The organism is Glycomyces terrestris (assembly GCF_003933745.1).
Taxonomy (GTDB): domain Bacteria; phylum Actinomycetota; class Actinomycetes; order Mycobacteriales; family Micromonosporaceae; genus Glycomyces; species Glycomyces terrestris.
Window position 1 is genome coordinate 191,653 of the sequence record NZ_RSEB01000001.1, and the last position, 23,312, is coordinate 214,964.

A 23,312-nucleotide genomic window follows, 5' to 3' on the forward strand; every position below is an offset into this window, starting at 1 on the left:
GCCGGCGGCTCGCCTTCAAGGTGCGGTGACGTCGTCACCGCGCTCAGCGGCGTGCGCCGACCGCGCGGCCGCGATGTCGGTTCGGTGCTCCATGACCCAGTCGGCAAGGGCCGAAAGGGGAACGAGCAGGCTCTCCCCCAAGGGGGTGAGGCGGTACTCGACGCTGGGCGGGTTGGTGGGGAACACCTCGCGATGGACCAGGCCGTCGGTCTCCAGTCCGCGGAGGGTGCGGGTCAGCATGCGCTGGCTGATGGTCGCGATGGCGCGGTGGAGCTCGTTGAACCGATACGGGCGCCTGCCCAGCAGCACGACCACCAGGACCGTCCACTTGTCGCCGACCCGGCGCAGGACGTCGGTGACCGGGCACTGCTCGTACTCCTCTGCCGGCACCGGGTCGGGCAGGGGCGCGCTCACCATCGAGGGCACATTCGTGTGCGTACCGGACTGCAAACTGCCTCCTTGTGCGACCGGGGCCGGTTACTGAAGATGGTAGTGCTTACCAGAAGTAACTACCCGAGGAAGTCACTCATGCCTGTCCAGGAACCGAACACCCACCGACCGCGCGTCATCGTCGTCAGCGGCGGAACCGACGGGATGGGGCGCGCCTTGACCCTCGCCCGCGCCGAACGCGGCGATCAGGTCGTCGCGCTCGGCAGCAATCCCGCCAAGGGGCGGCAACTCGTGGCCGAGGCGGAGCGCATCGGCGCCGCCGACCGGGTGCGGTTCCTCCAGGCCGACCTGTCCAGCGTCGAGGCCACCCGGCGGGCCGTCCGCGAGATCACCGGACGCCACGAGGCCGTCGACGCCCTGTGCCTGTTCGCCAACCGGCAGTCACCGAAGCGCGCCACGACATCCGAAGGGCTCGAACGCACCTTCGCGCTCTACTACCTCAGCCGCTACCTGCTCGGCCATGAACTCACGCCGCTGCTGCGCCGGAGCTCGGCGCCGGTGATCGTCAACGTCGCCGGAGTCGGCGTCACCAAAGGCGCGGTCCACTGGGACGACCTCCAGCTCGAGCGCAAGTACCACCTGGTCACCGCCCAGCTCCAGGCCGGCCGCGCCAACGACCTGCTCGGCGTCGCCTACGCCTCCCAGGCGGACAACCCCGTCCGATACGTCCTCTACCACCCCGGGTTCACCAAGAGCGGTGACCTCAGCCCGCTGCCCGCCGCCGCCCGCCTCGCGATCCGCGTGCTGGGCGCGTTCGCCGCGCGCCCGGTCGAGCAGTCCATCGCACCCCTCCACGGGCTCATCGACAACCCGCCGTCCGTCCCACTCACGGCGATCGACCGCGGCACGTCGCTCCCGCTCACGCTGCGGACGCTCGATCCGGCGAACGCCCAACGGCTCGCCAAGGCGACCGAGAAGCTGCTCGACGCGCTTCCGACCGCGCCGGCCTAGCTCAGCCCGAGGCGGCGCCGCCGTTCTCTGCGACCGTGCCGCCGGCGCCGTGCCCGCCTGGGCCGCTCTCGTCCAGGGCGCGTTCGTAGGCGAGGAGCGTGTCGACGAACATGCGCCGCTCGGCGGCCGTCAGCGACGCCAGCGCCTCCCGCCAGGCGGCGGCGCTCCCGGCGAGCCACGCCTCGATCTCGGGGCGCATCCGGTCAGTGATGGAGACGATCCGGCGGCGGCGGTCGGCGTCGTCCTCGCGGCGCTCCAGGACGCCCTTGCGGCTGAGCTCGCCGACCATGAGGCTCACGGTGGTGGGGGCGACTTCGAGGCGGGCGGCCAGGTCGTTGACGGTCGCGGGGCCGTCGAAGAGCAGGAGCGCGAGCAGCGAGAGGTGCCGCGGGCTCAGTTCGAGCGAGCGCACGCCCTCGGGCACCGGCAGGCGCTTCGCGCGGGTGACCATGCGCGGCATGAGCAGCAGCAGTTCCCGGATCGAGTCGTCGAGGCCGTCACGGGTTGACACGGGTACCCCTCCGGGTTATCTTTGCTGTCAAATATTCTTTGCTTTCAAAGCAAATAGGTTCCACTGCCATGCTACCCGAGTGCGCGACCCGCGCCCCGCGGTCGCATGCCCCGAGACCGGGAGACACCCATGTCCGACCACCACGTCCTCGTCACCGGCGCGCGCGGCAACATCGGCTCGCGCGTCGTCCGCGCCCTCGCCGCCGCCGGCCACGCCGTCCGCGCCTCCGCCCGCGACACCGCCGGACTCGCCGTGCCCGACGGAGCCGAGGCGGTGCGGCTCGACCTCCTCGACCCGACCGGCGCGGAGGCCGCGCTCGACGGCGCCCGCGCCCTGTTCCTCTACCCGACCTTCGGCGACCTCACCGGGTTCCTCGACGCCGCGGTGAAGGCCGGCGTCGAGCACGCCGTGCTGCTCTCCTCCCCCGCCGCGTACGAGCCCGTGGAGCACGACGGGCCGATCGGCGCGGCGCACCAGGCGATCGAGCGCGCGGTGCGCGATTCTGGTCTCGCCCACACGGTGCTCTACCCGTCCTGGCTGGGCAGCAACGTCTTCCGCGACTGGGCCGACGGGGTCCGGGCCGGGAGGGTCTCGATCGCGTTCCCCGAGTGGCGGATCAACCCGATCCACCTCGGCGACGTCGCCGAGGTCGCGGCCGAACTGCTGACGCGCGACCGGTTCCGGGGCCGCCGCCTCGACATCACCGGGCCCGCGTCGCTGAGCCAGCGCGAGGCCGTCGACGCGATCGCCGCGGAGCTGGGGCGGCCCGTCGAGGTCGAGGAGCTGACCCGCGGGGAGGCGCTGGCAGGCCGGCCGGCGTGGTTCCCGGAGGCGATGTTCGACTCGCTCCTCAGCGCGGCCGAGACGCTGGGCGACACCCCGGCGCCGGTGACCAACAACGTCGAACGGGTCCTGGGCCGTCCGGCGCGCACGTTCGCGCAGTGGCTGCGCGACGAGCGGGACTCCTTCTGACAGCGGTGCGGAAGGCGGAAACGCCTTCCGCACCACCGCGATCGGTTTCAGCGCTGGGAATCGCGGATCCACTGGCGCAGCGTCGGATTGTCGGCGGTGGTGATGACGCTGACCGTCCGGCGGACGTACCGGTCCGCGTCGAGCAGGGCCAGCATGCTCGCGGCCAGGTCCACCCGGGCGGTGAACCGGCCGTCCGCGAAGCCCTCCACCAGCGTGTAGTCGGTGACCGCGGGCAGCTCGAAGAGGGCGCTGGGGCGCACCACGGTCCAGTCCAGGTCGCCGACGCGCAGATGCGACTCCATTCGCCGCATGTCGTCGTACAGCGTCCTGCCGACCACCCGGGTCACGTAGGGCAGCAGCAGCCGGTTGAACCAGAAGCCCCCATCGGAGTACGGGTGCGGTTCGACCCCGCTGGAGCTGACCACCGCGATCCTGCGCACTCCGTGTCGGCGCATCGCCGCCGTGATGTTGGCCGTGCCGCGCGAGTAGGTGCTGATCGGCCCCTTCCGGGGCGGCACCCCGAGCGTCGAGAGCACCGCGTCGCGGCCGGCCACGACCGCGTCGACCGCGGCAGGGTCGAGCACGTCGGCGCCGACCACCTCGAGCCGGTCGTGGCGCAGCGGAAACAAGTCGGGTCGCCGGGTGACGGCGGCGACGTGGTGCCCGGCCGCGAGCGCCTGGCCGGTGAGCAGGCGTCCGCTGGGGCCGCCGGCCCCGAAGACTGCGATGCGCATGGTGAAGTCCTTTCTGAACGGCGTCCTGCACGAGACGAGACGGGCGCGCCCGGTGTGACAACCGGGCCGCGGCATGTCACGAACGGCCCGGCCGTCTCGTCTCAGAGGGGAAGCGGAAGCCGACGCGGGAAGGGACGCCATGGAGCGCGCCGAGACGTTCGAAGGGCTGCGGCCGCTGCTGTTCTCGATCGCCTACCGGATCCTCGGCAGCGTCGGGGAGGCCGAGGACGCGGTCCAGGAGGCGTGGCTGCGGTTCGAGCGGTCGCAGGCCGAGCCGAGGTCGCCCAAGGCGTACCTGTCGGCCGTGGTCACCCGGATCGCGATCGACGTCCTGCGTTCGGCCCGGGTCCGGCGGGAGGAGTACGTGGGCGCCTGGCTGCCCGAACCGGTCCTGGAGGACCCGTACGCGGACCCGGAACGGGCCGCGGAGCTCGCCGATTCGCTGTCGACGGCCGCGCTGCTCCTGCTGGAGCGCCTGAGCCCGCTCGAACGGGCCGTCTTCGTCCTGCGCGAGGTGTTCGGATTCGAGTTCGGCGAGGTCGCCGCCGCCGTGGGGCGCTCCGAGGCGGCGTGCCGCCAGCTCGCCGCCCGGGCCCGGAGGCACATGGCCGAGGGCCGGGCCCGGTACGCGGCCGACGACGCCGCCCGCGGGGAACTGGCCGAACGGTTCGTCGAGGCGTTCCGGGCGGGCGACGTCCAGAGCCTGGCCGCCCTGCTCGCGAGCGACGCGCGGCTGGTCGCCGACTCCGGCGGCAAGGCGCCCCAGTGGCGCCCCTCGTTCACCGGGGCGCGGCAGGTCACCGCCGTGCTCGCCGAGCTGGCGGCGCTGTTCGACGCCGCCCGCTGCACCGTGGAGTGCCGGCGGCTCAACGGTCAGCCCGGAGCGATCTTCCACGACCGGGACGGCAGGGTCGTCAACACCTGGTCCCTCGACATCCTCGACGGGCAGATCCAGACGATCCGCACGGTGTCGAACCCCGACAAGCTCCGGCACCTCGGCCCGGTGGCGGACGCGCAGGCCGTCTTCGAGGACGCGGCGCGCGAACGCCGCTCGGCCGCAGCGGCACAGGACGGCTGAGCGTCGCGGTGCCGGGTCGGCGCGAGCGGCCGTCCCGGCCGCTGCCGCATTCCCTCCGGTGTCCCGCCGGTCGTCCGCCTGGTGGCCGGCCTCCTGCGGACGCAGACTGGCAGCACGACGAAGGAGGTCGAATTTGTTCACGACATTCGCCAAGCGCGCGCTGGTCGTCGGCGCCGCCATGACGGCCATGGTCCTCGCCGCATCGGGTCAGGCCCAGGCCGCCAACGCCTACCTCATCCTGAGCGATCGCGACGGGCGCCAGCTCGGCACCATGACCCACTACGACGCGGAGACGGACCGCTTCACCGTCTGCGACACGCAGAGCGAGGGACGCAACATCATCGGGAAGCTCTACGCCGAGGGCGGCGACACCCCCCTCCTGACGATCACCGACGGCTCGGACGCCGGCTGCGACTCCAAGACCTACAACCTCCGCGCGGGGAGGACCTACGAGATGCTGGTCTACCTCAGCGGTGAATGGGAGTTCTGGCGCACCATGGAGATCACGGAATAGGGGTCGGGGCCCCGGTCCGCGCGCCGAATCGTCCGTGCCGAATCCGTGCGCGATCCATGGAGGCCCCCTTCAGGATTGACGCCGAGCGGGGACCGAGGCCCGCATCCTGCAACACCCCGTCCTGAACGGTAGGAAACCATCACATGCCCGTCAATGCGAGCGCGTTCCGACAGCCGCGCAAGGGAACCGACCAGCAGTCCGTCCTCAATGGGCTTATCGGGCGAGCCGATACCCGGTTCGCCGCGACGGAGAGGGAGCGCGCGGCGTGAACGGCTTCGAAGTCGATCCCGAGGCGTTGCGCACCCACGCGAACCACATCGACGCGATCGTCGACGAGTTCGCCCTGGTCGGCGACGCCATGAAGTCGATCGCCGCGGCCGACAACGCGTACGGCACCCTCTGCGAGTGGATCCCGCCGATCCTGGAGGCCCGCGCCACCGAGCAGGACCGCATCACCGGGAAGCTCGCGAGGAACCTCCGCCTGATCGCCGACGCCCTCCGCGACGCCGCCGAGTCCTACGACGAGTCCGATGAGGACGCCCGCCTCGAGTTCAGGGCCTTCGAAGCGGAGGCCGCCGGTGGGCGGTGATTCGCTGGTCGCGCCGGTCGAGGACTCGCACACCTGGCTGACCGGCAACTACCTGTGGGACGACGCGACCGCGCTGATCGGGGCCATCGAGGCCGGGGAGTGGAAGGACCAGGCCCTGGCCGGGACCGTCGCCGCGCTCGACGTGCTCTCCCTCGTCCTCGACCCGGTCGGCTCCTCGCCGAGCTCGGCGCCTCCTGGCTGATGGAGCAGGTCGAGCCGCTGCGCCAATGGCTCGACGACCTCGCCGGGGAGGCCGATGTGATCGCCTCCCACGTGGAGACCTGGAAGAACATCGGCCAGTCGAAGCTCGACTACGCCGAGCGCCTCCAGGCCGCGGTCGACCAGGACCTCGCCGATTGGCGCGGGGAGGCGGCGGACGCGTACCGGGCGAAGATCCAGCACGGCGTCAACGCCGCCGCGGGCCTGGCCGGGACCGCCTACGCGATGGCGGCGGCCACCGAGGCCGCCGGGGTGCTGGTCGCCACCACGCGCGACATCGTGCGGGAGCTCGTCGCCGGCGCGGTGGCGACCCTGGTCGTCCGCGTGCCGATGTGGTGCGCGGAGGCGGGGATCGCCACCGTCACCCTCGGATCGACGGCTCCCGCCGTCGTCGCCCAGGTCACGGGCTTCGTCGCCGGCAAGGTCGCCCGGATCGTGTCCTATTTGATCGCTCTACAGGAGAGCCTCGCCGCTCTCAGGAAACTCATGGAGTGGTGAGCCCCATGGTGACGACGGCGGCGCGACCCGGCGGCGGATCGGGCGGGGGCGGGTCCGGCGAGAACGCCGACGACTGGCCGGGCGGCGGCAGGTACGACCGGGACGACCCCGGCGGGCGCGGCGGCGCGCCCTCCAGCACCGCGGAAGCCCAGGCGAACGCGGAGGCGAAGGTCGACGCCCTCGCGGTGGGCGGCGCGGGGGCCGACGGCGGCGCAGGCGAGACGGCGTCGAGCCCCACCAGGCCCCGGCTAACCGAGGAGGACAAGCGGGCGCTGCACTACTACAGCACCACCGAGGGCGCCGACAAGCTGAACCGCTTCCTCCGAGGCGTCGACAGGTACGACGAGGCGGGGGCCCGGTCGGTCCAGGCGAAGGCCGACACCGTCTCGGTCGCCCTCTCCCACCTGCCGAAACACCCGGGCGAGACGTACCGCGGCGCCGACTTCTCGAAGCTGCCCCACGTGCTCGACCAGTACCAGCCGGGCAAGGTCGTCACCGAGGCCGCGTTCACCAGCACCAGCACCGACCCGAAGATCGCCGACAGCTTCCAGTACGACGGCGATACGCTGTTCATCATCACCGGCGAGAACGGGTCCGACATCTCGAAGTACTCGGATTACCCCGAGTCCGAGGTCCTCTACGACAAGGGCACGGACTTCCTGGTCGAGGACCGCTACACCGATCCGAAGACCGGCCAGACCGTGATCACCATGACGGAGGTGTCCTGATGACCCGCGAGCACGAGTCCGCCGCCGAGCGGGACGCCCGCAGGGCGGCGCAACTCGAACGGCTGCACGAGCGGACCGAGCGGTCCGAGGACGCCGGCGGAGGCCGCCGCCCCGACCGCGACCGCGCGAAGCGGTTCTCCGGCCCGATCGGCCTCAACGACGACGGGTCCCCGCAGCGGGAGCTGTCCGAGGCCGAACGCCGGCACAACGCCGACATCCGCGCGGGCCGGAAGCGGCCGGGCTCCGCGATCGAGGACCCGCCGGACCGCGATTGACCCGGCGACAGGCGGGGCGCGGCATCGTGCGCGATTCGCCTGCTGCGTCGTTCTTCACGGCGGCCTGCGCCGGCCTCGGGCGCGGGATCGCGTTGACAGGACTGCGTCCGGGGCCGGCCGCGGCCGGCCCCGGACGGTGCGCTAGCTGGTGAACAATCGCGGCAGGAAGTCGATGAGCGACAGCTGCCAGACGTCCCAGCCGTGCGGGCCGGCGATGATCGGGGCGAACTCGTGCTCGATGCCGCGCTCCTCCATCGCCGCGATCAGGTTGAGCGTCGGCACGTAAGTGAAGTCCTGCCGATCGCCGGAGTACACCCGGATCAGCTCGGTGCCGGCGTTGACGGCGGCGACGTCGGTCCCCGCCGGCGGGGCGCCGAAGGCCGACATCGCGCCGATGTAGGCGAACTCGCCGGGATGTGTCCACAGTGTGCTGAGCGTGTGCCCCGAGCCCATGGACAGGCCGGCCAGCGCGCGCCGGCCGGGATCCCCGCTCACGTTGTACTGCTCCTCGGCCGCCGGGGCGATGCGCGTGGTCATCTCCTCGGGGAAGTCGACGCCGTTGCCGTTGGCCATCACCACGACCATCGGGACCATGGTCCCCTGCCGGTGGTGGTTGTCGAGGATGCGGTCGACGTGGCCGACCTCGAGCCAGTCGGTCCACGTCTGCCCGCCGCCGTGCTGGAGGTAGAACACCGGGTACGGCTCGGCGCGGTCGGCGTCGTAGCCCGGCGGCGTCCACACGTACGCCGAGCGCTCCTGCTCCCCCGCGGTGCTGATGTAGTTCATGACGGTCACCTCGCCGCGCTCATCGGCGGGCACCTGCGCGGTGTAACGGCCCCGGAGGGTGTCGCCGGCGACGGTGAAGGTGCTCCAGGCGGGTTCGGAGAACACCGACGTCGGGTTGTTCCGGTCCTTGTGGTCGACGCCTTCGACCTCGAACTTGTAGTAGTACGAGCCGCCTTCGAGCCGCATCGACAGGCGCCACGAGCCGTCGTCCTGCCGCGTCATCGGCGTGCGCGGCCAGCTGCCGGCCGGTCCGAAGTTGCCCCAGACGGTGACGCGGGAGGCGTCCGCGAATTCGGGGCCGGCTTCGAAGGTGACGACGCCGTTCCCGTCGACCCACGGCGTGGGCGTCGTGCCCGGGGCGGGGATCTCGCGGGCAGTGAAGGGCAGGTGGCCTTCGCTCGGACCGCCGTCCCCGGCGGGTCGGAACAGGCGCTGCGCGAAGTCGTGCAGGCTCGCCCGCCAGGTCTCCCAGGTGCCGCCGGTGGCGGGGTTGGACCCGTCCGACTGGAACTCGACGCCCGCGTCCGCGAGTCGGGCCTCCAGTGCGACGACATCGTCGTAGGCGGGGTCGGTGGCGTTGCCGCCGTACACGCGGATCAGGTCGGTGCGGTGGTTGATCTGGCGCGCCTTGCCGGGGCTGATCCTGTGGTCGAGACCGCCGGAGAACGATCCGACCTTGGTGAACGTCCCGGTGGCGGCGACGAGCGTCTCCAGTGCGAGCGCCGCTCCCCGGCCGATGCCGGCGACGGCCCGGTCGGCCGGTTCGGAGGAGAGGTGGAACGCCGCCTCCGCGGCGGGCAGGAGCGCTCTGGTGAGGTCGTGCTTGACCGCGAGCCCGTCGCTGTCGGCCATGACGACGACCATGGGCTCGGCGTCGCCGTCGAGCGTGAGGTTGTCGAGGATCTGCTTCAGGCGGCCCAGTTCCGTCCATTCGCGGTGGCTCTGGCCTTCGTCTTGCAGGAGGTAGAGCGCGGGGTACGGCTCGGCCCGTTCGGGGTCGTAGCCCGGCGGGGTCCAGACGAGCGCTTCGGCGCCGCGGCCGTATTCGAGGGTCGCGAGCGCGCCGCCGCCTTCGACGTCAGCGAGCCACTCCGCGCCCGGGCCGGGGACGAACAGGGTGCTGAGGTTCGGCTGCGCGGTCACCTCCTGGTCGGTCTCGGGGTTGCGGAACGCGACGGCCTCCGCGCCGGGGGCCGGGCGCACCGCGTACTGGTAGTAGTAGAGGCCCGGTTCGAGCGGGCCGATCGTGGCGACGCGGTTCGCGTCGCCGTCGGCGTTGAACTCGGTCCAGGACCGGCCGGGCCCGAAGTTGCCCTGCACGGTGACCTGGCCGTCCTCGACGCCCGTCACCTCGTTCACGACCTCGGCGGGCACGGTGAAGCGATACACGTCCTCCACGGGGTTGTCCGGTACCTCGGACACCCACGCATCGCTGCTCACCGCCGCAGTCGCGGAGGGGACCGCCAGAAACGCCCCTGCTCCCACCGCCGCGACCGCGGCGAGCACCGCGGCAGGCTTGGAGCGGTCCGGCGGGGCCGTCCGTCGTGCGTGAGACTCCATCATCGTCGTCTTCCTCTTGTGCGCTGGTTCCCGACCGGCCGGGAGGGGCGACCGGATCGGACGTCTACACCAGGCTTGTATATCGATAAATCAATGTCAAGGGCTGACGGGCCGTACCGGGCTTCGAGGCGAGCCTGACGGACCGATGCGAGCGGCACGCTCGAGGTCTTGTCTCGTCGATCAACCTCGGAGCCACCATAAGCGCGCACTCTGCGAGTTCGCGGATCGGTCCTCCCGCTAGCACATCGGGAAGGATCCGAGGGCTCCGGTTCCATGACGTCGCCCGTCCGATCGTCCGGGAGCTCGTCCCTGAGGAACGAACACAGTCGCGCCGCCAGAAGGGCTGGTGTCGCTCTTCCGACAGCACTTCGAGCGGTGGGTGTCGGGTTGGTGACCGGGGAATGTCGGCCCGCAGTGCGATGATGCCCGCCGGCCGGTCGATGCGGGAGGTGCGGGCATGGCTTTGGAGTGGTTCCGGCGGTTGGTACCGCGGCAACGGAAGAGGGGGAGCGAGGACACTATCGTCGATGAACTTCCTGTTCTGGAGGACATCGCCTGGTACCGGCACGCCGACGAGGTCGAGTCGGCCTCGTTCTGGCGGATGGCTCGGCGACTTCCGCGACTGCTGCGACAGGCCCTGGGGACCGCATGGGCGGCATCCCCGGCGTGGACGGCGGCCGCGCTGATCCTGAATACGGTCGCGGGCATAGCGACGACGACGGCGCTTCTCGCGGTCTCGGACGCGACTGCGACACTGTTCGCCGCCCCACCCACCTGGGACCGCATCTTCGACGCGGGTCCGGCGCTGGTGCTCTTGGCGGTCGCGAGTGCAGCGCGATCCGGCCTCGGACTGGGCGCCGGGTATGCGCAGCAGCGACTCGACCCGCTCGTCCTCAACCGCACCGAGCGCGAGTTCTACGAACTCGTCACGGCCGTGCCGCGGGCCGCGTTCGACGACGACCAGTTCGCCGACCGGCTCAAAGGCGCCAAGGACCGCGGGTCCCGTGCGGTGGTGGACCTGGTCGGTGACGTCGTCGATCTGGTGACCGCAGCGGTCACGGTCGCCGCGGTCGCGGTTGCCCTCACCATCATCCAGCCGGTGCTCGTGCCACTCCTGTTCGCTGCGGCGCTGCCGACCGGGTGGGCCGCCGTCCGTTCAGCGCGGCTCATGTACGTCTCGAACCGGTCGCGCGTCTCGCGCCGGCGCCGCCTGTGGATGGTCGAGGTGCTCATGGACACCCGCTGGGCCGCCGACGACCTTCGCTACCACGAGGCAGGACCGTGGCTGCGCGGCCAGCACCGGGCGATGGTCGATGCCGAGACACAGGCCGATTTCGACATAATCCGGTCGCAGACGGTCACCCGCGCGACCGGGCAGATCCTCTCAGGACTTGCCGTCGCTGCCGTGTACGGCGTGCTCTTGTGGCTCCTGGCAACCGGTACCGTCCCACTCGCGGTGGCGGCGGCCGCGGTTGTCGCGCTCGGCCAGGGATCGGCGGCAATGGCGAACCTCCTCGTCGCGGTCAACACGGTGTACGAGGACGGCCTCTACGCCGCCGACCGGCACGAGTTCGACACCCTGGCGGCCGATCGAATCGCAGCCCAACCGCACATCGCCGCTCCCGCGAAGGACCCTGGGCCGCTGCCGGTACCAGAGATCATCGAGGTGGTAGACGTGTCCTTCCGGTACCCAGGCAAGGACACCGAGGCGCTGACAGGCGTCTCCCTGACGATCCGCCGCGGCGAGACGATCGCGCTCGTGGGCGAGAACGGGTCGGGGAAGACCACCCTCGCCAAGCTCCTGTCGGGCTTGTACCCGCCCACGAGTGGTCGAATCCTCTGGGATGGGGTCGACATCACCCGTATCGACCCGGGCCGGTGGCGGCCGCACGTGGCCGTGATCGCGCAGCAGGTGCAGCGGTGGCCGTTCACCGCCGAGCTGTCGGTGCGCCTGGGCCGCTCGCACGAGCCCGCGAACCCTGGCCGCCTGAGGTCAGCGGCACGCGACGCGGGGGCCCTGGCCATGATCGAGGGGTTCGACAACGGCTGGCAGCAACTGTTGGACGCCGAGTACCGCGGCGGCACCGACCTGTCCGGTGGTCAATGGCAACGGCTCTCATCCGCCCGCGGTCTCTACCGCGACCACGATGGCCTCCTGCTCGCCGACGAACCGTCCGCCGCACTCGACGCCCGCGCTGAAGCGGCTCTATTCGACACCCTCCGCGCCCGCGCGGGGCGGGCCGCAACAGTCCTGATTTCGCACCGGCTCCAAGGGGTGGTGCATGCCGACCAGATCGCGGTCCTAGAGGAAGGGAAGCTCACCGAGCTCGGCACGCATGTCGACCTGGTGGCCAATCACGGCACGTACTCCGAGCTGTGGGCGCTGCAGGCCCGCTCGTATGCAGCGTTATCCGCACCTGGACGCTGCGGCCGTGACTCACCCACGACCCCGCTGTGGACATGACGCCGCTACCGTTGAACTACCCGTTCTGCGGGAGGCACTGACCCTCGAACCAGTGAAGGACGAACGCTCATGGCGAGTACTGCCGAGATCAAAGCGCAGATCCAATCGGCGATCGAGCAAGCGAATGAAGCCATCGGGCAGATCGGTGCAGCGCAGCAGCAGATCGAGACCGCCGTCGGGACCGGCGCCGCCGCCACGCAGGACACCTCGAGCGCGCTCCCCGGCGAAGCGCTGGGACAGTGGCAGCAGGCCAAGGAACGGCTCGAGGAGGCCGTCAATCTGGCTCTCGCCGCGAACACCGCCTTCGAGCAGTACGCCAACTCGATCTGACAGGCAGCAAGCGTGCGGACCGGCCGGAGGCGACACCGCTGCCGGTCGGTCTCCACCTGGACTTCATTGCCCGGACCAAGAGCGACTTCCTACGTACGACGCTCTAGACGTCGACGAACCCACTGACTGTCCGCTTCGGGCACGGAGGTTGACACATTCGGGGACCTCACATCACGGGTCGTTTCGGTACGATTGGGCGGCAGCCGTCCCCTATGCTCTTTGGAGCCGCCGTGTCGCTGCTGAGTGATTTGATTGCCGAGTTGTCCTCGCTGATCGAACGCAGTCGCGAGTCAAGCGCGAGGGTGACCGGTGCCGGCAACCAGCTGGAGCAGGTGTTCACGGCGGTCAAGGAGTCGACCACCGGCTCGAACAGCGCTGCGGCCGCCGACGGATTGGGACACCTCCGGCACGCGCTCCAAAAGATCGACGAAGCTCATGGCCTGCTCAGTGCAGGCGCGGAGCGCTTTCAGGAGTACATCAGCGTCCTGCGCGGCGGGTCCGGTCCCGGGGCAGTGGTCGCACCTCGAGCGCGCCCGCCGTTAGGGACTGGTGCGGCGCGATCGGAAAGCAAGGTCCGCGGGCCCGCCCGGACGACGATCCTTCCGCCGACTCCCGGTCGCCACCGGCTTACGCGGATCGGGCGCAAGTCCCTCGCGAAAGGTGAGAACACCGTCATCTTGCCCCATGTGGACGTCGAGGGCGACCTGGAAGCGATTCGCACCGGACGAGCGCCGTTCGATGCCGCCACCGGCCGTTACGCAGTCAATGGCCGCACGTGGGCGGTCAAGGGGAACGGGAGAGCGTTCCCCGTCTCAGGCCCCGGCCTGGTGGAGCTGACTCGTCCGCAGTTCAAAGCCTTGATGAGTCTCAACGATGCGCAGGAGCCGATCGGTGTCTGGCCGAAGAACTATCTCCGCGACCAGAACATCTCCGCAGCGGATTGGGACCGTGCTGCGGAGGTCTACCGGTACCATCCACGCCATAACCAAGGAGGGCCTTAGTGGACTACTCGATCAACTTCGCCTCATCCGTGCCCCCCGCACGGCTCAAAGCGCTGGTCCTCGCCCGATGGCCCCTAGACGCCGAAGCGGTCTTCGCAGGCACGTCCGAATCGTTTGAAGAACATGAAGGTCCACACCATATCGTATCGATCCAGTCGGGGCTGCATCCGGGGTCGGCCTTCGATACCGAGCTTTCCGCAGGCGAGGCGTTCGCCGATGTGATCGGCGGCCTCACCGAACTCCACTTGGCAACGGTGCTGTGCAAGGCATTGGAGACACAAGCGCTCATTCCCGACGACGGGCGGGCGGACTCGACGTGGATGCTGGTCACCGAAGACGGCTGGCACGGCCGGGTCGTCGTCGATGACGACGCCATCGATGACGGCATCCTGATCATCGATCATGCACTCCAGCCCGTTCCAACCGCACCCGATCTCCGCGTCCAAGAGCCTCCAGAGTGGGAGCGGGGCTGGTACGACGACGGCGTCGTCCCCTCCGCCGGTTATCTTGACGCCGACTGACTCTCCCGCTCAACAACGCTCCTGAAGCCCGTCTCACGGGTGCATGGTCCTGCCGGCCCGGCCGTCTCCCTCTCCGACCGCCCCAGTGGACCCAGTGCTGAGAGATCCGTGCATATCCTTGACGGCACCCGATGCGGTCCATCGCCGGGCCGCCCCCTCTTCCGCTCGATCCGGCGTGCCAGTCCGATCCCTACTAGTTCACGACAGGTCTCTGGGACTCGATGCCATCGACGAACGACGCGGCGCCATCCGATGAGGGCCCACTGCGGACACCGCCGTGTCCTGACTGCTCGGGCCTTGGCGCTTCGGTCATGCACTGTTCATGCACCGCAACCGGGACCCCTATCGTCACCGGATACGGCGACGATCCCGGGAGCGCAGGTCCACTCCCCGAATGCAAACGCTGCCGAGGGACCGGTGTCCTCCAACTCCCCTGCCCCACGTGTACCGGCGCCGGCACGGCCCGCGCGCAGTTGGTGGTCACGGTCGTCAACATCGACACCGGCGCCGTCGCCTCCGAGACCATCCTGCCCGGTGTCCTGACGCCCGAGTGGATCCCGTCCGAAACCGAGGGCATACCCCGGTGGGCGCTCCCGTTGTCTCCTGTCGTCGACCGCCTCGCCGCATCCGTCGGCGGTGCCGTGATCACCTCCCACGAGAACACCAACGGCCTCGCCTGGTCCCTGGCCGTGCCCGGCGAGTGGAGTCCGGACCTGCCCGCCGAGACACGGCTCGCGCTGGAGGCCGGAGCGATCGCCAGGGCGCAGGCGCGCACCCGCCACCGCCACTTCTTCACCTCCACGGCCGCCGCGGGGCCCACGGGACCCGATGCGCGGCTCGCGTATCTCGCCGAGCTCGCCGACCTGCTGCATTTGGACTTGTGCTGCACCCGATCCCCGCTGCGAACACTGCACCGGAACCGGCCTGCGCGCGGGCGCCCACTGCCCGCAGTGCGGGCAGATCGGTCGCCTCCGCTTCGGCTATCCCCGGGCGCCGGGTGAACCGCGTACGCGATCCGCAAGGCGCGCCGTAGGAAAACCGTCAAGAATCCGCCGATGCCCTGCGGTGGCGGATCGGTCAGGCGTCGGAGCGCCTGCGCGGTGCGGTGGTCGCGACGATCGCCGCGCCGATGAGCGCCGCCGCCACCGATCCGACGAGCACGCCGATCTTGGCCTCGTCGGTCAGCAGCGCCGCGTCACCGCTGTGGAAGGCGAGCTCGGTGATGAACAGCGCGACGGTGAACCCGATGCCCGCGACCGCCGCGATGCCGGTCAGCAGCGGCCAGCCGGTGCCCTCGGGCAGGCGCCCGGCGCCGGTCTTGACCGCGATCCAGGTGGCGGCGGTGATCCCGATCGTCTTGCCCGCGACCAGGCCCACCACGATGCCGAGAGTGAGCGCCGAGGTCGCGGCGGTGGCGAGGAGGTCGCCGGAGAGGGCCACGCCGGCGTTGGCGAGGGCGAACAGCGGCAGCACCACGAACGAGGAGAACGGGTGGTGCTCATGCTGGAGGCGGTGCGTCGGCGGCTGGGCGTCGCGGGTGAGCCGGACCAGCTGCTCGGTCTCCTCCACCGTCAGGCCCTGCTTGGCGAGCTCCTGCGCCTTGGCATGGGCCGCATCGGGGTCCAGCAGCGGCTTGGCGGAGATGATCAGTCCCATGGCGACGCCGGCGACGGTGGCGTGGATGCCCGATTCGAGCGTGGCCAGCCACAGGGCGACGCCGACGACCAGGTAGACCGGGCCGGACCAGACGTTGAGCACGCGCAGCCCGATCGCCACCGCGAGGATCACGCCGGCGGCGGCGAGCCAGGGCATGGACAGGTCGTCGGTGTAGAACACCGCGATGACGGCGATCGCGCCGAGGTCGTCCACGATCGCCAGCGTCAGTAGGAACACCTTCGCGGCCGAGGGGATGCGGGACCCGAACAGGGCGAGGACGCCCACGGCGAAGGCGATGTCGGTCGCCATGGGGATGCCCCAGCCGCCGGCGCCCGGCCCGCCCGCGTTGAACGCGGCGAAGATCAGGGCGGGCACGGCCATCCCGCCGACCGCGCCGGCCACCGGGGCGACCGCGTTGCGCACCTGCCGCAGCTCGCCGGAGACGATCTCGGACTTGATCTCCATGCCGACCACGAAGAAGAAGACCGCCATCAGGCCGTCGTTGATCCACTCGCGCAGCGAGTGGTGGAGTTCGAAGCCGCCGACATGGATCGAGACGTCCAGGCCCCACACCCCCTCGTAGGAGGCCGCCCAGGGCGAGTTCGCCCACAGCATCGCCGCCACCGCGCAGACGACGAGGACGACGCCGGCGGCGGGCTCGATCTTGAGGAACTCCGCCGCGGGGCGCCCCACATAGCGGGCGAGCGGCTTGCGCGAGTACAGGAACGTGGGCTGGGAGCGCCAGATCGGGGACTTCCAGGGCTCAGGCGAGGTGGGCACGGGGACGGGCTCCGAACGGGTCGACGACAGGACTCGCCGACCAGACTTCCCGGCACACCCTCCGCTACCTTACCGCAGGCACATTGCGCCTCAGCATCACGCGGCGTCCGCGGCGCGCACCCGGCCGGGGCGTCGGAGCCTGGAGCACCGGCCCGAGGTCGCGACGCGGGACGAGGCTCAGGCGCGTGCGATGGTGATGATCGAGCGGGACTCGCCTTCGCGGAAGGCGTCCTTCGCCCACGTGCCGTAGCGCTCCTCGACGGTGAACCCCGCGGCGGCGAGCAGTCCGTCGAGTCGCTCCACCGGCGTGAAGCGCAGGGCCCCGGAGGCGGTGAGGGGTCGGTCCCAGTGCGGTCCGGCGAAGACCGTGGACACGGCGACCACGCCGTGCTCGTCGGGCTCGCTCGCCTCGTGGTGGACGCGCAGCCGCGCGCCGGCCGGATCGGTGACCTCGTACGGGTGGTCGGGGTTCCAGTCGCGCCATTCCCGGCACACCGGGTTGCGCGTGTCGAACGCGAAGCGCCCGCCGCCGGCCAGGGCGCGGCGGACCGCGACGAGCGAGTCGTGGACCGCCGCGTCGTCGAGCAGGAACTGGAACGCGTTGCCGCCCATGACCGCCAGGTCGAACTCGCCGTCCCAGGGCGCTGCCGCGGCAGTCGCGAGGAGCCATTCGGCCGCGTCGCTCCCCCGGGCCTGGTCGAGCATGGCCGGGTCGGGATCGAGCCCGGCCAGGCGCCCGGTGTGCCCCTCGCTCCGGGCCCGCCGCAGCAGGGTCCCGGTGCCGCAGCCGACGTCGAGCACCCGCTCGGCGGCCATGACCAGATCGAGATAGAACGCGTCACCGGGGCCCCAGGGATTGAGGCGGTCGTAGAGGACGGCGTCGAGCGTGGCCCCGTCCAGGTTCGCGGGATCGTAGGCAGGCGTCACAGCATGATCCTCGCGGGTCGTGGACACGTCGAGCAATCGGTTTACGGCGCTTGACCGTGCGCGGCCGCGCGGCGGCCCGCCCAGCGCGAGACCAGGCCGTGCCGGGGCGCGAACACCCAGGCCAGGAGGAACACCCCGGTGATCACCAGGACGATGAGGCCGCCGGCCGCGAGGTCGTAGTAGAAGGACGCGTACAGGCCCGCGACGGCCCCGAACGCGGCCACCGCGCACCCGGCGACCACCATCGGCCCGAGCCGGTCGGTGACCAGGCGCGCCGCCGCCGCGGGCGTCACGAGCAGGGCCAGCACCAGGATGTTCCCGACCGCCTGCAACGAGATCACGATCGCCACGGTGACCATCACGTACAGGGCCATGTCGAGGGCGAGCACCGGCAGGCCCGCGGCGCGGGCGGTCTCCCGGTCGAGGCTCACCGCGATGAGCTGGCGGCGCAGCAGGAACGTCGCGAGCAGCAGGGCCGCCCCCACCGCGCCGACGAGGATCACGTCGGCGTCGCCGAGCGCGAGGATCTGGCCGAACAGGAACGAGGTCAGGTCGCCGGTGTAGGAGTCCTGGGTCGAGACGATCACGATGCCGAGGCCGAACGCCGCGGCCCAGAAGATCCCGATCACCGTGTCCTCCTTGAGCCGCCGGGTCTGGCTGATGAGGACGATCGCGAGGGCCGTCGCGATGCCCGCGGCGGCCCCGGACAGGGCCAGGTTGATGTGGAGGACGAAGCCGATCGCGACGCCGGGGAAGACCGCGTGCGCGACCGCGTCGCCGATGAAGGCCATGCCGCGCAGGACCACGAACGCGCCCACCGCGACGCAGACGATCGCGGACATGACGGCGACCGCGAAGGCCCGCTGCATGAACACGTGCGACCAGGGTTCGGCCAGCCACTCGATCATGCCGCGGCCTTCCCGGCCAGGAGCGCCTTGAGCTCGCCGGAGGCGGCGACGCCGAAGGCGCGCAGCCACAGGTCCGGGTCGGTCAGGGCCTCGGGCGGGCCGTCGGCGACCACCGTCCGGTTCAGCAGGCACAGGCGCGAGCAGGTGGCGCGGGCCTGGGCGAGGTCGTGGGTGGTCATGAGGACGGCGGTGCCTTCCTGGGCGAGTCGGGAGAGGAGTCCGGTGAGCAGTTCCTGCGTGGGGACGTCCACGCCGGTGAACGGCTCGTCGAGGAGCAGCAGGTTCGGGCGGCGGGCGAGCGCGCGGGCGACGAGGACCCGCTGGCGCTGGCCGCCGGAGAGTTCGCCGACGGGGCGCTTGGCGAGGTCGGTGAGGCCGACCCGGTCCAAGGCCTCGGCGGCGGCCTCCCGGTCCTCGCGGTTCGGGCCGAGCGGCCATTTGGTGCCGGTGCGGGCGTTGAGGACCGCTCCGGCGACGGTGATCGGGAAGTCCCACGTGAACTCGTGCTTCTGCGGGACGTAGCCGGGCCGGCCGAGGTCGTTCCGGATGGTGCCGCCGTCGGGTCTGACGAGGCCGAGGACGGCCCGCAGCAGCGTGGTCTTGCCCGCGCCGTTGGGCCCGATGAGGCCCACGGTCTCGCCGGGGGCGACCGCGAGGTCGATCCCGTCGAGCACGGGGCGGCCGCCGAGCGAGACCGTGAGGCCCTCGATGCGGAGGGGGTCAGACCGCATCGGCGTCTCCCGTCTGGTCGGCGGCGGCGCCGTCCGCGGCGGTGCGGCGCTTGCGGGTGGCGGACATGATCACGGCGCCGGCGACGACGGCGAGCACGGCCGCGCCGAGGCCCCACAGGAGCCAGCCGGTGCCGGTGGTCGGCAGCCAGCCGTCCCGGTCGTCGTCCTGGTCGCCTTCGGTGTCGGCGCCGCCGGTGCCGCCGGTGCAGGCGTCGTCCGGGTCGGTGGCGTCGCCGACGGCGAGCTGGATCTCGGCGCTGTCGGTCACCGTCTCGCCGTCGGCGGTGGTGGCCGTGAACTCGATCGTGAGTCGGTAGACGCCGGCTTCGGAGAAGGTCCAGTTGCCGTGGGCGTGGGTGTTGCGCGGGACCGAGACGGTCTGCGGCAGCGCCTCGGCCGAGTTGAACAGGACGTCGGCGCCGCCGAAGGTGCCGGTGAGGAACAGGGTGAACGCGCCGGGGCCCTCGACCGCGGCGAGGTTCCAGTCCACCGAGCCGGGGACGGCTTCGATCACGCCGGGGTCCTGGGTGTTCCAGCCGGGCCAGACGATCCCGGCGGCCTGGACCTGCGGGAGCATGTAGATCTCCTCCCCGGGCTCGCCGAGGAAGTCGAAGTCGCCTTCGGGGATCGGGAAGACCGCGGCGTCGGGCACGTGGATCACGGTGTCGGCCAGGTCGCGCCAGACCGACTCGGACTGGCGGTCGTCGCGCAGCTGCACGGTCCATTCGCCGTCGACGAAGCGCGGGCCGATGTCGACGTGGCCGTCGGCGACGACCTCGCAGGACGACGCGGCCTGGGCGTTCCCCGCGGCGGCGTCGTGTCCGGCGGCGAGGTTCGCGGCCTCCTCGGTGGTGGCCTCGGCGGCGGTGAGCGAATACGTGGTCGAGGCGGACGCGGGGGCCTGGGCGTGGCCGGTGGCGACCGAGCCGCTCGCCGCGCCGTCCTCGCGGGCGACGAGCTCCAGTGTGTACCGGCCCGGCTCGTCGACGGCGAGGACCACGGGTGCGGTGGTCCCGGCCAGGAGGGTGAACGACTCGCCGCCCGCGGTGGAGGCGAGCGGGTCGGCGAATCCGGCGCCTTCGAAGGTGTAGAGCCAGGCGTCGCCGGGTCCCTCGGTCTTCGCCAGCGACACGGTCACGTCGGTGTCGGCCTCCCTGGCGTCGAGCGTGGGGAACGTCCGCCCGTCGACCGTGCCCGCGATCCACACCAGGTCGCCGGCCTCGCCGAGGAACGCGAAGTCCTCGCGGTCGGGGACGAGCGAAGGCACGGTCTCGAGCGCGGCGGGCGCGTCGATCTCCAGGCGGGAGCCGGGGGTCGCGAACGCCGCGAGCCCTTCGGCCGTCTGGGCGTTCGCGGGCGAGCCCGCGCCGGTCAGGCCCGCCGCGAGGGCGGCCGCTCCGATCAGGGCCGCCGCGCGGCGCTGGTTCGGCGGTCGGTGCTGCATCAGTGTCCTCCCAGGCAGCGGCTCAGCTCGGAGGCGTTCTGCCGCATCATGTCGATGTAGGTGGGTGCGTCTTGGGGCAGGGCGTCGCCGTGGAGGGTGCAGACCTGCACCCCCTGGTCCTCGGCGACCCGACGCAGGACGTCGGCGCGGGCGTGGAGGTTCGGCTCCACGAACACGGCCTTGACGTCGAGGTCGGCGATGGTCTCGGTGAGGGCCTCGACCTGGCTGGCGCTGGGTTCGGCGGCCGGGTTGGGGACGACGAACCCGGCGACCTGCATCCCGTAGCGGTCGGCGAGGTAGCCGAAGGCGTCGTGGGTGGTCACGAGCTGCCGGTCCGCTTCCGGGATCGAGTCGATCGCGGCGGCGACCTCGGCGTCGAGCTCGTCGAGCTCGGCGAGGTAGGCGTCGCGGTTGGCCTCGTAGGTGGCGCGGCCGTCAGGGTCGATCTCGATGAGCGCGTTGGTGATCACCTCGACGTACGCCTTGGCGTTGGCGACGTTCTGCCACAGGTGCGGGTCGATCTCGCCGTGGACGTGCTTGCCGAGGACGGCCTGCGGGAGCTGGTAGAGCTCCTGGCCGGGTTCGCCGAGGAACGCGAACGCCTCGGCGTCGGGGATCTCCTCGATGGAGCGGGTGGGCACGTCGATCACGACGTCGGCGGGGGCGAGGTCGCCGCGCTCGTCGTCGCGGACCACGAAGGATCGGGTGTCGAGGTCGGCGGTGAGATCGGCGTGGCCGTCGTCGAGGACCGCGGCGCCCTCGCGGACCTCGCGGGGGTTGACGCCGACCGCGAAGGTGAAGGTGGCCTCGGGGATCTCGGTGATCGCGCCGTCGTCGTCCGCGGTGGCGGCGGTGGTCAGCTCGTACACGCCCGGTTCGGTGAAGGTCCAGTTCACGTGGGTGTGCGCCTCGGGCGGGAGGCTGATCGCGTCGGCGTCGGTGAGGCCGTCGGCGGTGTTCCAGTAGATCTCGGGGGTGCCGAAGGCGTCGGTGAGGAACATGGTGACCTCGCCGGGGCCGGTGGCTCCGGTGAGGCGGATGTCGATCTCGGCCGAGCGGGTCTCGGTCTCGCCGCGGACCCCGAAGCCGAGCCAGACGACGTCGAGGCCGACGTCTTCGACGAGCGGGATCAGCTTGGCGCCGTAGGGTTCGGCGTTCTCGGCGAGGGAGAGGTTGGGGACGTCTTCGGGCACGTTGGCGTCGAAGAGCTTGATGAGCGGGTGGTCCTCGAGGAGCAGGTGGTTCGTGAACGCGAGGTCGGCGCGGGCGACCTTCGCGGCGTCGTTCGGGCTGGGCTCGTAGGAGTGGGGGTCGCCGCCGGGCGGCACGATGGTCTCGACCGCGACGCGGTCGCCGCCGACGATCTCGGTCCAGTTCTTGATGAGCTCGGTGGTGACGACGACGTGGAGGCCGTCGGCGTTCGCGGAGGGCGCGCAGCCGGCCGAGGCGAGCACGCCGGCGGCGGCGAACGCGGCGAGGGTGCGGTGGCGTCTCATGTGGTGCTGGGCTCCTTGGGGTGCGCGGTGTCGGAGGCCGGGGCGTCGGCCGTACCGGGCTCGGCGGGTTCCGGCTGCGCATCGGTCTCGGCTGCGGCGCCGGCCTGCTCGTCCTTCGGCTCGGGTGTGATCGCTCGCGCGGTCGCCTTGCGGCGCTTGCGCTTGCGCGCCTTGACGACGATCCAGATCAGGAGGGAGAGTGCGGCGGTGACGGCGGCCTGCGGCCACGGCGGGGCCCAGAGGCCCGCCGTTTCGCGGCCGGAGACGAGCCGCGAATCCGTGTCGGCCTCGCTGACGGCCTCGGGGCGGACGATGAGCTCCGCGTTCAGGTACGCGAGCGGCCAGATGCCGTCCACTTCGGCGGTGCCTTCGAACCGGTCGCCGGGGAGGATCTGCGGCAGCTCCGCGATCACGACTTCGCGGGCGAGGAGGTCCCACGGTCCGGCGATGCGGGCGACGAGTTCGCCTTGGAGGCGCACGTTGCCGGCGTTCTCGACGGCGTAGTCGAACGAGACCGAGCCGGGCTCGATCGGGTTCCACTCGTAGTCGTAGGCGACGTGGCCGAGTTCGGGGGTGAGGTTCGGGTCGAGCTCGCCGGAGACGCGCAGGTGCACGCGGGCGCCGACCCGCCGCTCCATCAGGATCTCGTTGCCGCTCGCGTCGGTGGTCTCCTCGGTGACGGCCGCGACGATACCGCCGACGTGGTCACCGGGGGTGGCGTCGGCCGGGACGGTGAGGGCGAACGGCACGTCGAGCCGGGTCTCGGGGGCGACGGTGAGCGTCTGCTCGTTGAAGCCGATCCACGAGCCGATGTCGACCGGGGCCTCGCTGGAGGGCAGCAGGTCGAACGCGCCGGTCTCGGTCGTATAGGCGTCGGAGGCGTACAGCCGCACGGTGATCGGCTCGGTGCCGAAGTTGGAGACGCCGACGAAGTCGATGAGGGTGTCGCCGGGGCCGAGGGCGTAGTCGAAGGCGGCGCGCCCGTCCGGTCCGTCCTGACTGGACGGGTTGACGCCCCAGGTGACGGCGGGCTCTGCCTCATTCGCCTCTTGGGCGGCGGCGCTGCCCGCGGCGAGCAGGACGGCCGCCGTCAGGGAGGCGGCCAGTGCGGTGGCGCTCAGGGCGGTGGCGATCGGCGCGGGGATGGGTTTCACGGGGGAACTCTCGGGTCGGGGTGCGGGGCGGTCCG

General features: G+C 71.4%; 25 protein-coding genes. 14 read left to right on the forward strand and 11 right to left on the reverse strand.

The window, feature by feature from the left end; all coding sequences use genetic code 11:
- Positions 1–15 precede the first annotated feature (15 nt).
- Positions 16–417, reverse strand: a complete 402-nt coding sequence (locus EIW28_RS00895; protein ID WP_125246678.1) for a winged helix-turn-helix transcriptional regulator — start codon at positions 415–417, stop codon at positions 16–18.
- Positions 418–528: 111 nt separating this feature from the next.
- Between EIW28_RS00895 and EIW28_RS00900 the strand changes: the two genes are divergently transcribed.
- Entirely contained in the window at positions 529–1,401 is an 873-nt protein-coding gene (locus EIW28_RS00900; RefSeq protein WP_125245843.1) for an SDR family NAD(P)-dependent oxidoreductase, read from the forward strand.
- 1 nt (position 1,402) lies between these two features.
- Here EIW28_RS00900 and EIW28_RS00905 read toward each other — a convergent pair whose 3' ends face one another.
- Entirely contained in the window at positions 1,403–1,912 is a 510-nt protein-coding gene (locus EIW28_RS00905; protein ID WP_125245844.1) for a MarR family winged helix-turn-helix transcriptional regulator, read from the reverse strand.
- 129 nt (positions 1,913–2,041) lie between these two features.
- Here EIW28_RS00905 and EIW28_RS00910 point away from each other — a divergent pair, with 129 nt between their 5' ends.
- Positions 2,042–2,884: an SDR family oxidoreductase gene (locus EIW28_RS00910; protein ID WP_125245845.1), complete on the forward strand. Its 843-nt coding sequence runs from the start codon at positions 2,042–2,044 to the stop codon at positions 2,882–2,884.
- A gap of 47 nt (positions 2,885–2,931) precedes the next feature.
- Here EIW28_RS00910 and EIW28_RS00915 read toward each other — a convergent pair whose 3' ends face one another.
- Positions 2,932–3,618, reverse strand: a complete 687-nt coding sequence (locus EIW28_RS00915) for an NAD(P)-dependent oxidoreductase (protein ID WP_125245846.1) — start codon at positions 3,616–3,618, stop codon at positions 2,932–2,934.
- 139 nt (positions 3,619–3,757) lie between these two features.
- Between EIW28_RS00915 and EIW28_RS00920 the strand changes: the two genes are divergently transcribed.
- From EIW28_RS00920 to EIW28_RS00950, 7 genes are all read left to right on the forward strand, one after another.
- Complete coding sequence (locus tag EIW28_RS00920) at positions 3,758–4,696, forward strand: RNA polymerase sigma-70 factor (RefSeq protein WP_125245847.1); 939 nt, start codon at positions 3,758–3,760, stop codon at positions 4,694–4,696.
- A gap of 133 nt (positions 4,697–4,829) precedes the next feature.
- Positions 4,830–5,210, forward strand: coding sequence for a hypothetical protein (locus EIW28_RS00925; RefSeq protein ID WP_125245848.1), 381 nt, complete (start codon positions 4,830–4,832; stop codon positions 5,208–5,210).
- 265 nt (positions 5,211–5,475) lie between these two features.
- Positions 5,476–5,799 carry a type VII secretion target gene (locus tag EIW28_RS00930; RefSeq protein ID WP_158630240.1) on the forward strand — a complete coding sequence of 108 codons (324 nt, stop codon included), beginning with the start codon at positions 5,476–5,478 and terminating at the stop codon, positions 5,797–5,799.
- Positions 5,789–6,001 (forward strand): hypothetical protein, encoded by a 213-nt coding sequence (locus EIW28_RS00935; protein ID WP_125245850.1) that lies wholly within the window; start codon positions 5,789–5,791, stop codon positions 5,999–6,001. The genes EIW28_RS00930 and EIW28_RS00935 overlap by 11 nt, the downstream gene beginning before the upstream one ends.
- Entirely contained in the window at positions 6,001–6,516 is a 516-nt protein-coding gene (locus EIW28_RS00940) for a hypothetical protein (RefSeq protein WP_125245851.1), read from the forward strand. Before EIW28_RS00935 ends, EIW28_RS00940 begins: the two co-directional genes overlap by 1 nt.
- A 5-nt stretch (positions 6,517–6,521) precedes the next feature.
- Positions 6,522–7,244, forward strand: coding sequence for an ADP-ribosyltransferase (locus EIW28_RS00945; protein ID WP_269462591.1), 723 nt, complete (start codon positions 6,522–6,524; stop codon positions 7,242–7,244).
- Complete coding sequence (locus EIW28_RS00950) at positions 7,244–7,519, forward strand: hypothetical protein (protein ID WP_125245853.1); 276 nt, start codon at positions 7,244–7,246, stop codon at positions 7,517–7,519. The genes EIW28_RS00945 and EIW28_RS00950 overlap by 1 nt, the downstream gene beginning before the upstream one ends.
- 141 nt (positions 7,520–7,660) lie before the next feature.
- On the opposite strand, the gene EIW28_RS00955 is transcribed toward EIW28_RS00950, so the two are convergent.
- Positions 7,661–9,727 (reverse strand): alpha/beta hydrolase-fold protein, encoded by a 2,067-nt coding sequence (locus EIW28_RS00955; RefSeq protein WP_158630241.1) that lies wholly within the window; start codon positions 9,725–9,727, stop codon positions 7,661–7,663.
- Positions 9,728–10,322: 595 nt separating this feature from the next.
- Here EIW28_RS00955 and EIW28_RS00960 point away from each other — a divergent pair.
- The 5 genes from EIW28_RS00960 to EIW28_RS00980 all read left to right on the forward strand — a co-directional run bounded on the left by EIW28_RS00960 (position 10,323) and on the right by EIW28_RS00980 (position 15,182).
- The gene (locus EIW28_RS00960; RefSeq protein WP_125245855.1) at positions 10,323–12,329 is read left to right on the forward strand and encodes an ATP-binding cassette domain-containing protein; all 2,007 of its coding nucleotides are present in this window, start codon (positions 10,323–10,325) and stop codon (positions 12,327–12,329) included.
- 69 nt (positions 12,330–12,398) lie between these two features.
- Positions 12,399–12,659 carry a hypothetical protein gene (locus EIW28_RS00965; RefSeq protein WP_125245856.1) on the forward strand — a complete coding sequence of 87 codons (261 nt, stop codon included), beginning with the start codon at positions 12,399–12,401 and terminating at the stop codon, positions 12,657–12,659.
- Positions 12,660–12,889: 230 nt separating this feature from the next.
- Entirely contained in the window at positions 12,890–13,660 is a 771-nt protein-coding gene (locus EIW28_RS00970) for a hypothetical protein (RefSeq protein WP_125245857.1), read from the forward strand.
- A complete protein-coding gene (locus EIW28_RS00975) occupies positions 13,660–14,181 on the forward strand; it encodes a hypothetical protein (protein WP_125245858.1) in 522 nt (173 codons plus the stop codon). The genes EIW28_RS00970 and EIW28_RS00975 overlap by 1 nt, the downstream gene beginning before the upstream one ends.
- Before the next feature lie 476 nt (positions 14,182–14,657).
- Entirely contained in the window at positions 14,658–15,182 is a 525-nt protein-coding gene (locus EIW28_RS00980) for a hypothetical protein (protein ID WP_125245859.1), read from the forward strand.
- 76 nt (positions 15,183–15,258) lie between these two features.
- Here EIW28_RS00980 and nhaA read toward each other — a convergent pair whose 3' ends face one another.
- The 7 genes from nhaA to EIW28_RS01015 all read right to left on the reverse strand — a co-directional run bounded on the left by nhaA (position 15,259) and on the right by EIW28_RS01015 (position 23,277).
- Positions 15,259–16,617, reverse strand: a complete 1,359-nt coding sequence (nhaA, locus tag EIW28_RS00985; protein WP_158630242.1) for a Na+/H+ antiporter NhaA — start codon at positions 16,615–16,617, stop codon at positions 15,259–15,261.
- Between the two features lie 177 nt (positions 16,618–16,794).
- Positions 16,795–17,544: a class I SAM-dependent methyltransferase gene (locus tag EIW28_RS00990; RefSeq protein WP_197717005.1), complete on the reverse strand. Its 750-nt coding sequence runs from the start codon at positions 17,542–17,544 to the stop codon at positions 16,795–16,797.
- 41 nt (positions 17,545–17,585) lie between these two features.
- On the reverse strand, positions 17,586–18,452 hold the full coding sequence (locus EIW28_RS00995; RefSeq protein ID WP_125245861.1) for an anchored repeat-type ABC transporter permease subunit: 867 nt from the start codon (positions 18,450–18,452) through the stop codon (positions 17,586–17,588).
- Positions 18,449–19,183 (reverse strand): anchored repeat-type ABC transporter ATP-binding subunit, encoded by a 735-nt coding sequence (locus EIW28_RS01000; protein ID WP_125245862.1) that lies wholly within the window; start codon positions 19,181–19,183, stop codon positions 18,449–18,451. The genes EIW28_RS00995 and EIW28_RS01000 overlap by 4 nt, the downstream gene beginning before the upstream one ends.
- Entirely contained in the window at positions 19,173–20,627 is a 1,455-nt protein-coding gene (locus EIW28_RS01005) for a TIGR03773 family transporter-associated surface protein (RefSeq protein WP_125245863.1), read from the reverse strand. The genes EIW28_RS01000 and EIW28_RS01005 overlap by 11 nt, the downstream gene beginning before the upstream one ends.
- A complete protein-coding gene (locus EIW28_RS01010) occupies positions 20,627–22,123 on the reverse strand; it encodes an anchored repeat ABC transporter, substrate-binding protein (protein WP_125245864.1) in 1,497 nt (498 codons plus the stop codon). The genes EIW28_RS01005 and EIW28_RS01010 overlap by 1 nt, the downstream gene beginning before the upstream one ends.
- Positions 22,120–23,277 carry a WxL protein peptidoglycan domain-containing protein gene (locus EIW28_RS01015; RefSeq protein WP_125245865.1) on the reverse strand — a complete coding sequence of 386 codons (1,158 nt, stop codon included), beginning with the start codon at positions 23,275–23,277 and terminating at the stop codon, positions 22,120–22,122. Before EIW28_RS01015 ends, EIW28_RS01010 begins: the two co-directional genes overlap by 4 nt.
- Positions 23,278–23,312: the final 35 nt, after the last annotated feature.

Excerpts from the sequence above, each read along its gene's own strand:
- EIW28_RS00895 (WP_125246678.1), bottom strand. The coding sequence starts at position 417 with ATGGTGAGCGCGCCCCTGCCCGACCCGGTGCCGGCAGAGGAGTACGAG.
- EIW28_RS00900 (WP_125245843.1), top strand. The coding sequence starts at position 529 with ATGCCTGTCCAGGAACCGAACACCCACCGACCGCGCGTCATCGTCGTC.
- EIW28_RS00910 (WP_125245845.1), top strand. The coding sequence starts at position 2,042 with ATGTCCGACCACCACGTCCTCGTCACCGGCGCGCGCGGCAACATCGGC.
- EIW28_RS00915 (WP_125245846.1), bottom strand. The coding sequence starts at position 3,618 with ATGCGCATCGCAGTCTTCGGGGCCGGCGGCCCCAGCGGACGCCTGCTC.
- EIW28_RS00920 (WP_125245847.1), top strand. The coding sequence starts at position 3,758 with ATGGAGCGCGCCGAGACGTTCGAAGGGCTGCGGCCGCTGCTGTTCTCG.
- EIW28_RS00940 (WP_125245851.1), top strand. The coding sequence starts at position 6,001 with ATGGAGCAGGTCGAGCCGCTGCGCCAATGGCTCGACGACCTCGCCGGG.
- EIW28_RS00945 (WP_269462591.1), top strand. The coding sequence starts at position 6,522 with ATGGTGACGACGGCGGCGCGACCCGGCGGCGGATCGGGCGGGGGCGGG.
- EIW28_RS00950 (WP_125245853.1), top strand. The coding sequence starts at position 7,244 with ATGACCCGCGAGCACGAGTCCGCCGCCGAGCGGGACGCCCGCAGGGCG.
- EIW28_RS00960 (WP_125245855.1), top strand. The coding sequence starts at position 10,323 with ATGGCTTTGGAGTGGTTCCGGCGGTTGGTACCGCGGCAACGGAAGAGG.
- EIW28_RS00965 (WP_125245856.1), top strand. The coding sequence starts at position 12,399 with ATGGCGAGTACTGCCGAGATCAAAGCGCAGATCCAATCGGCGATCGAG.
- EIW28_RS00995 (WP_125245861.1), bottom strand. The coding sequence starts at position 18,452 with ATGATCGAGTGGCTGGCCGAACCCTGGTCGCACGTGTTCATGCAGCGG.
- EIW28_RS01000 (WP_125245862.1), bottom strand. The coding sequence starts at position 19,183 with ATGCGGTCTGACCCCCTCCGCATCGAGGGCCTCACGGTCTCGCTCGGC.
- EIW28_RS01005 (WP_125245863.1), bottom strand. The coding sequence starts at position 20,627 with ATGCAGCACCGACCGCCGAACCAGCGCCGCGCGGCGGCCCTGATCGGA.
- EIW28_RS01010 (WP_125245864.1), bottom strand. The coding sequence starts at position 22,123 with ATGAGACGCCACCGCACCCTCGCCGCGTTCGCCGCCGCCGGCGTGCTC.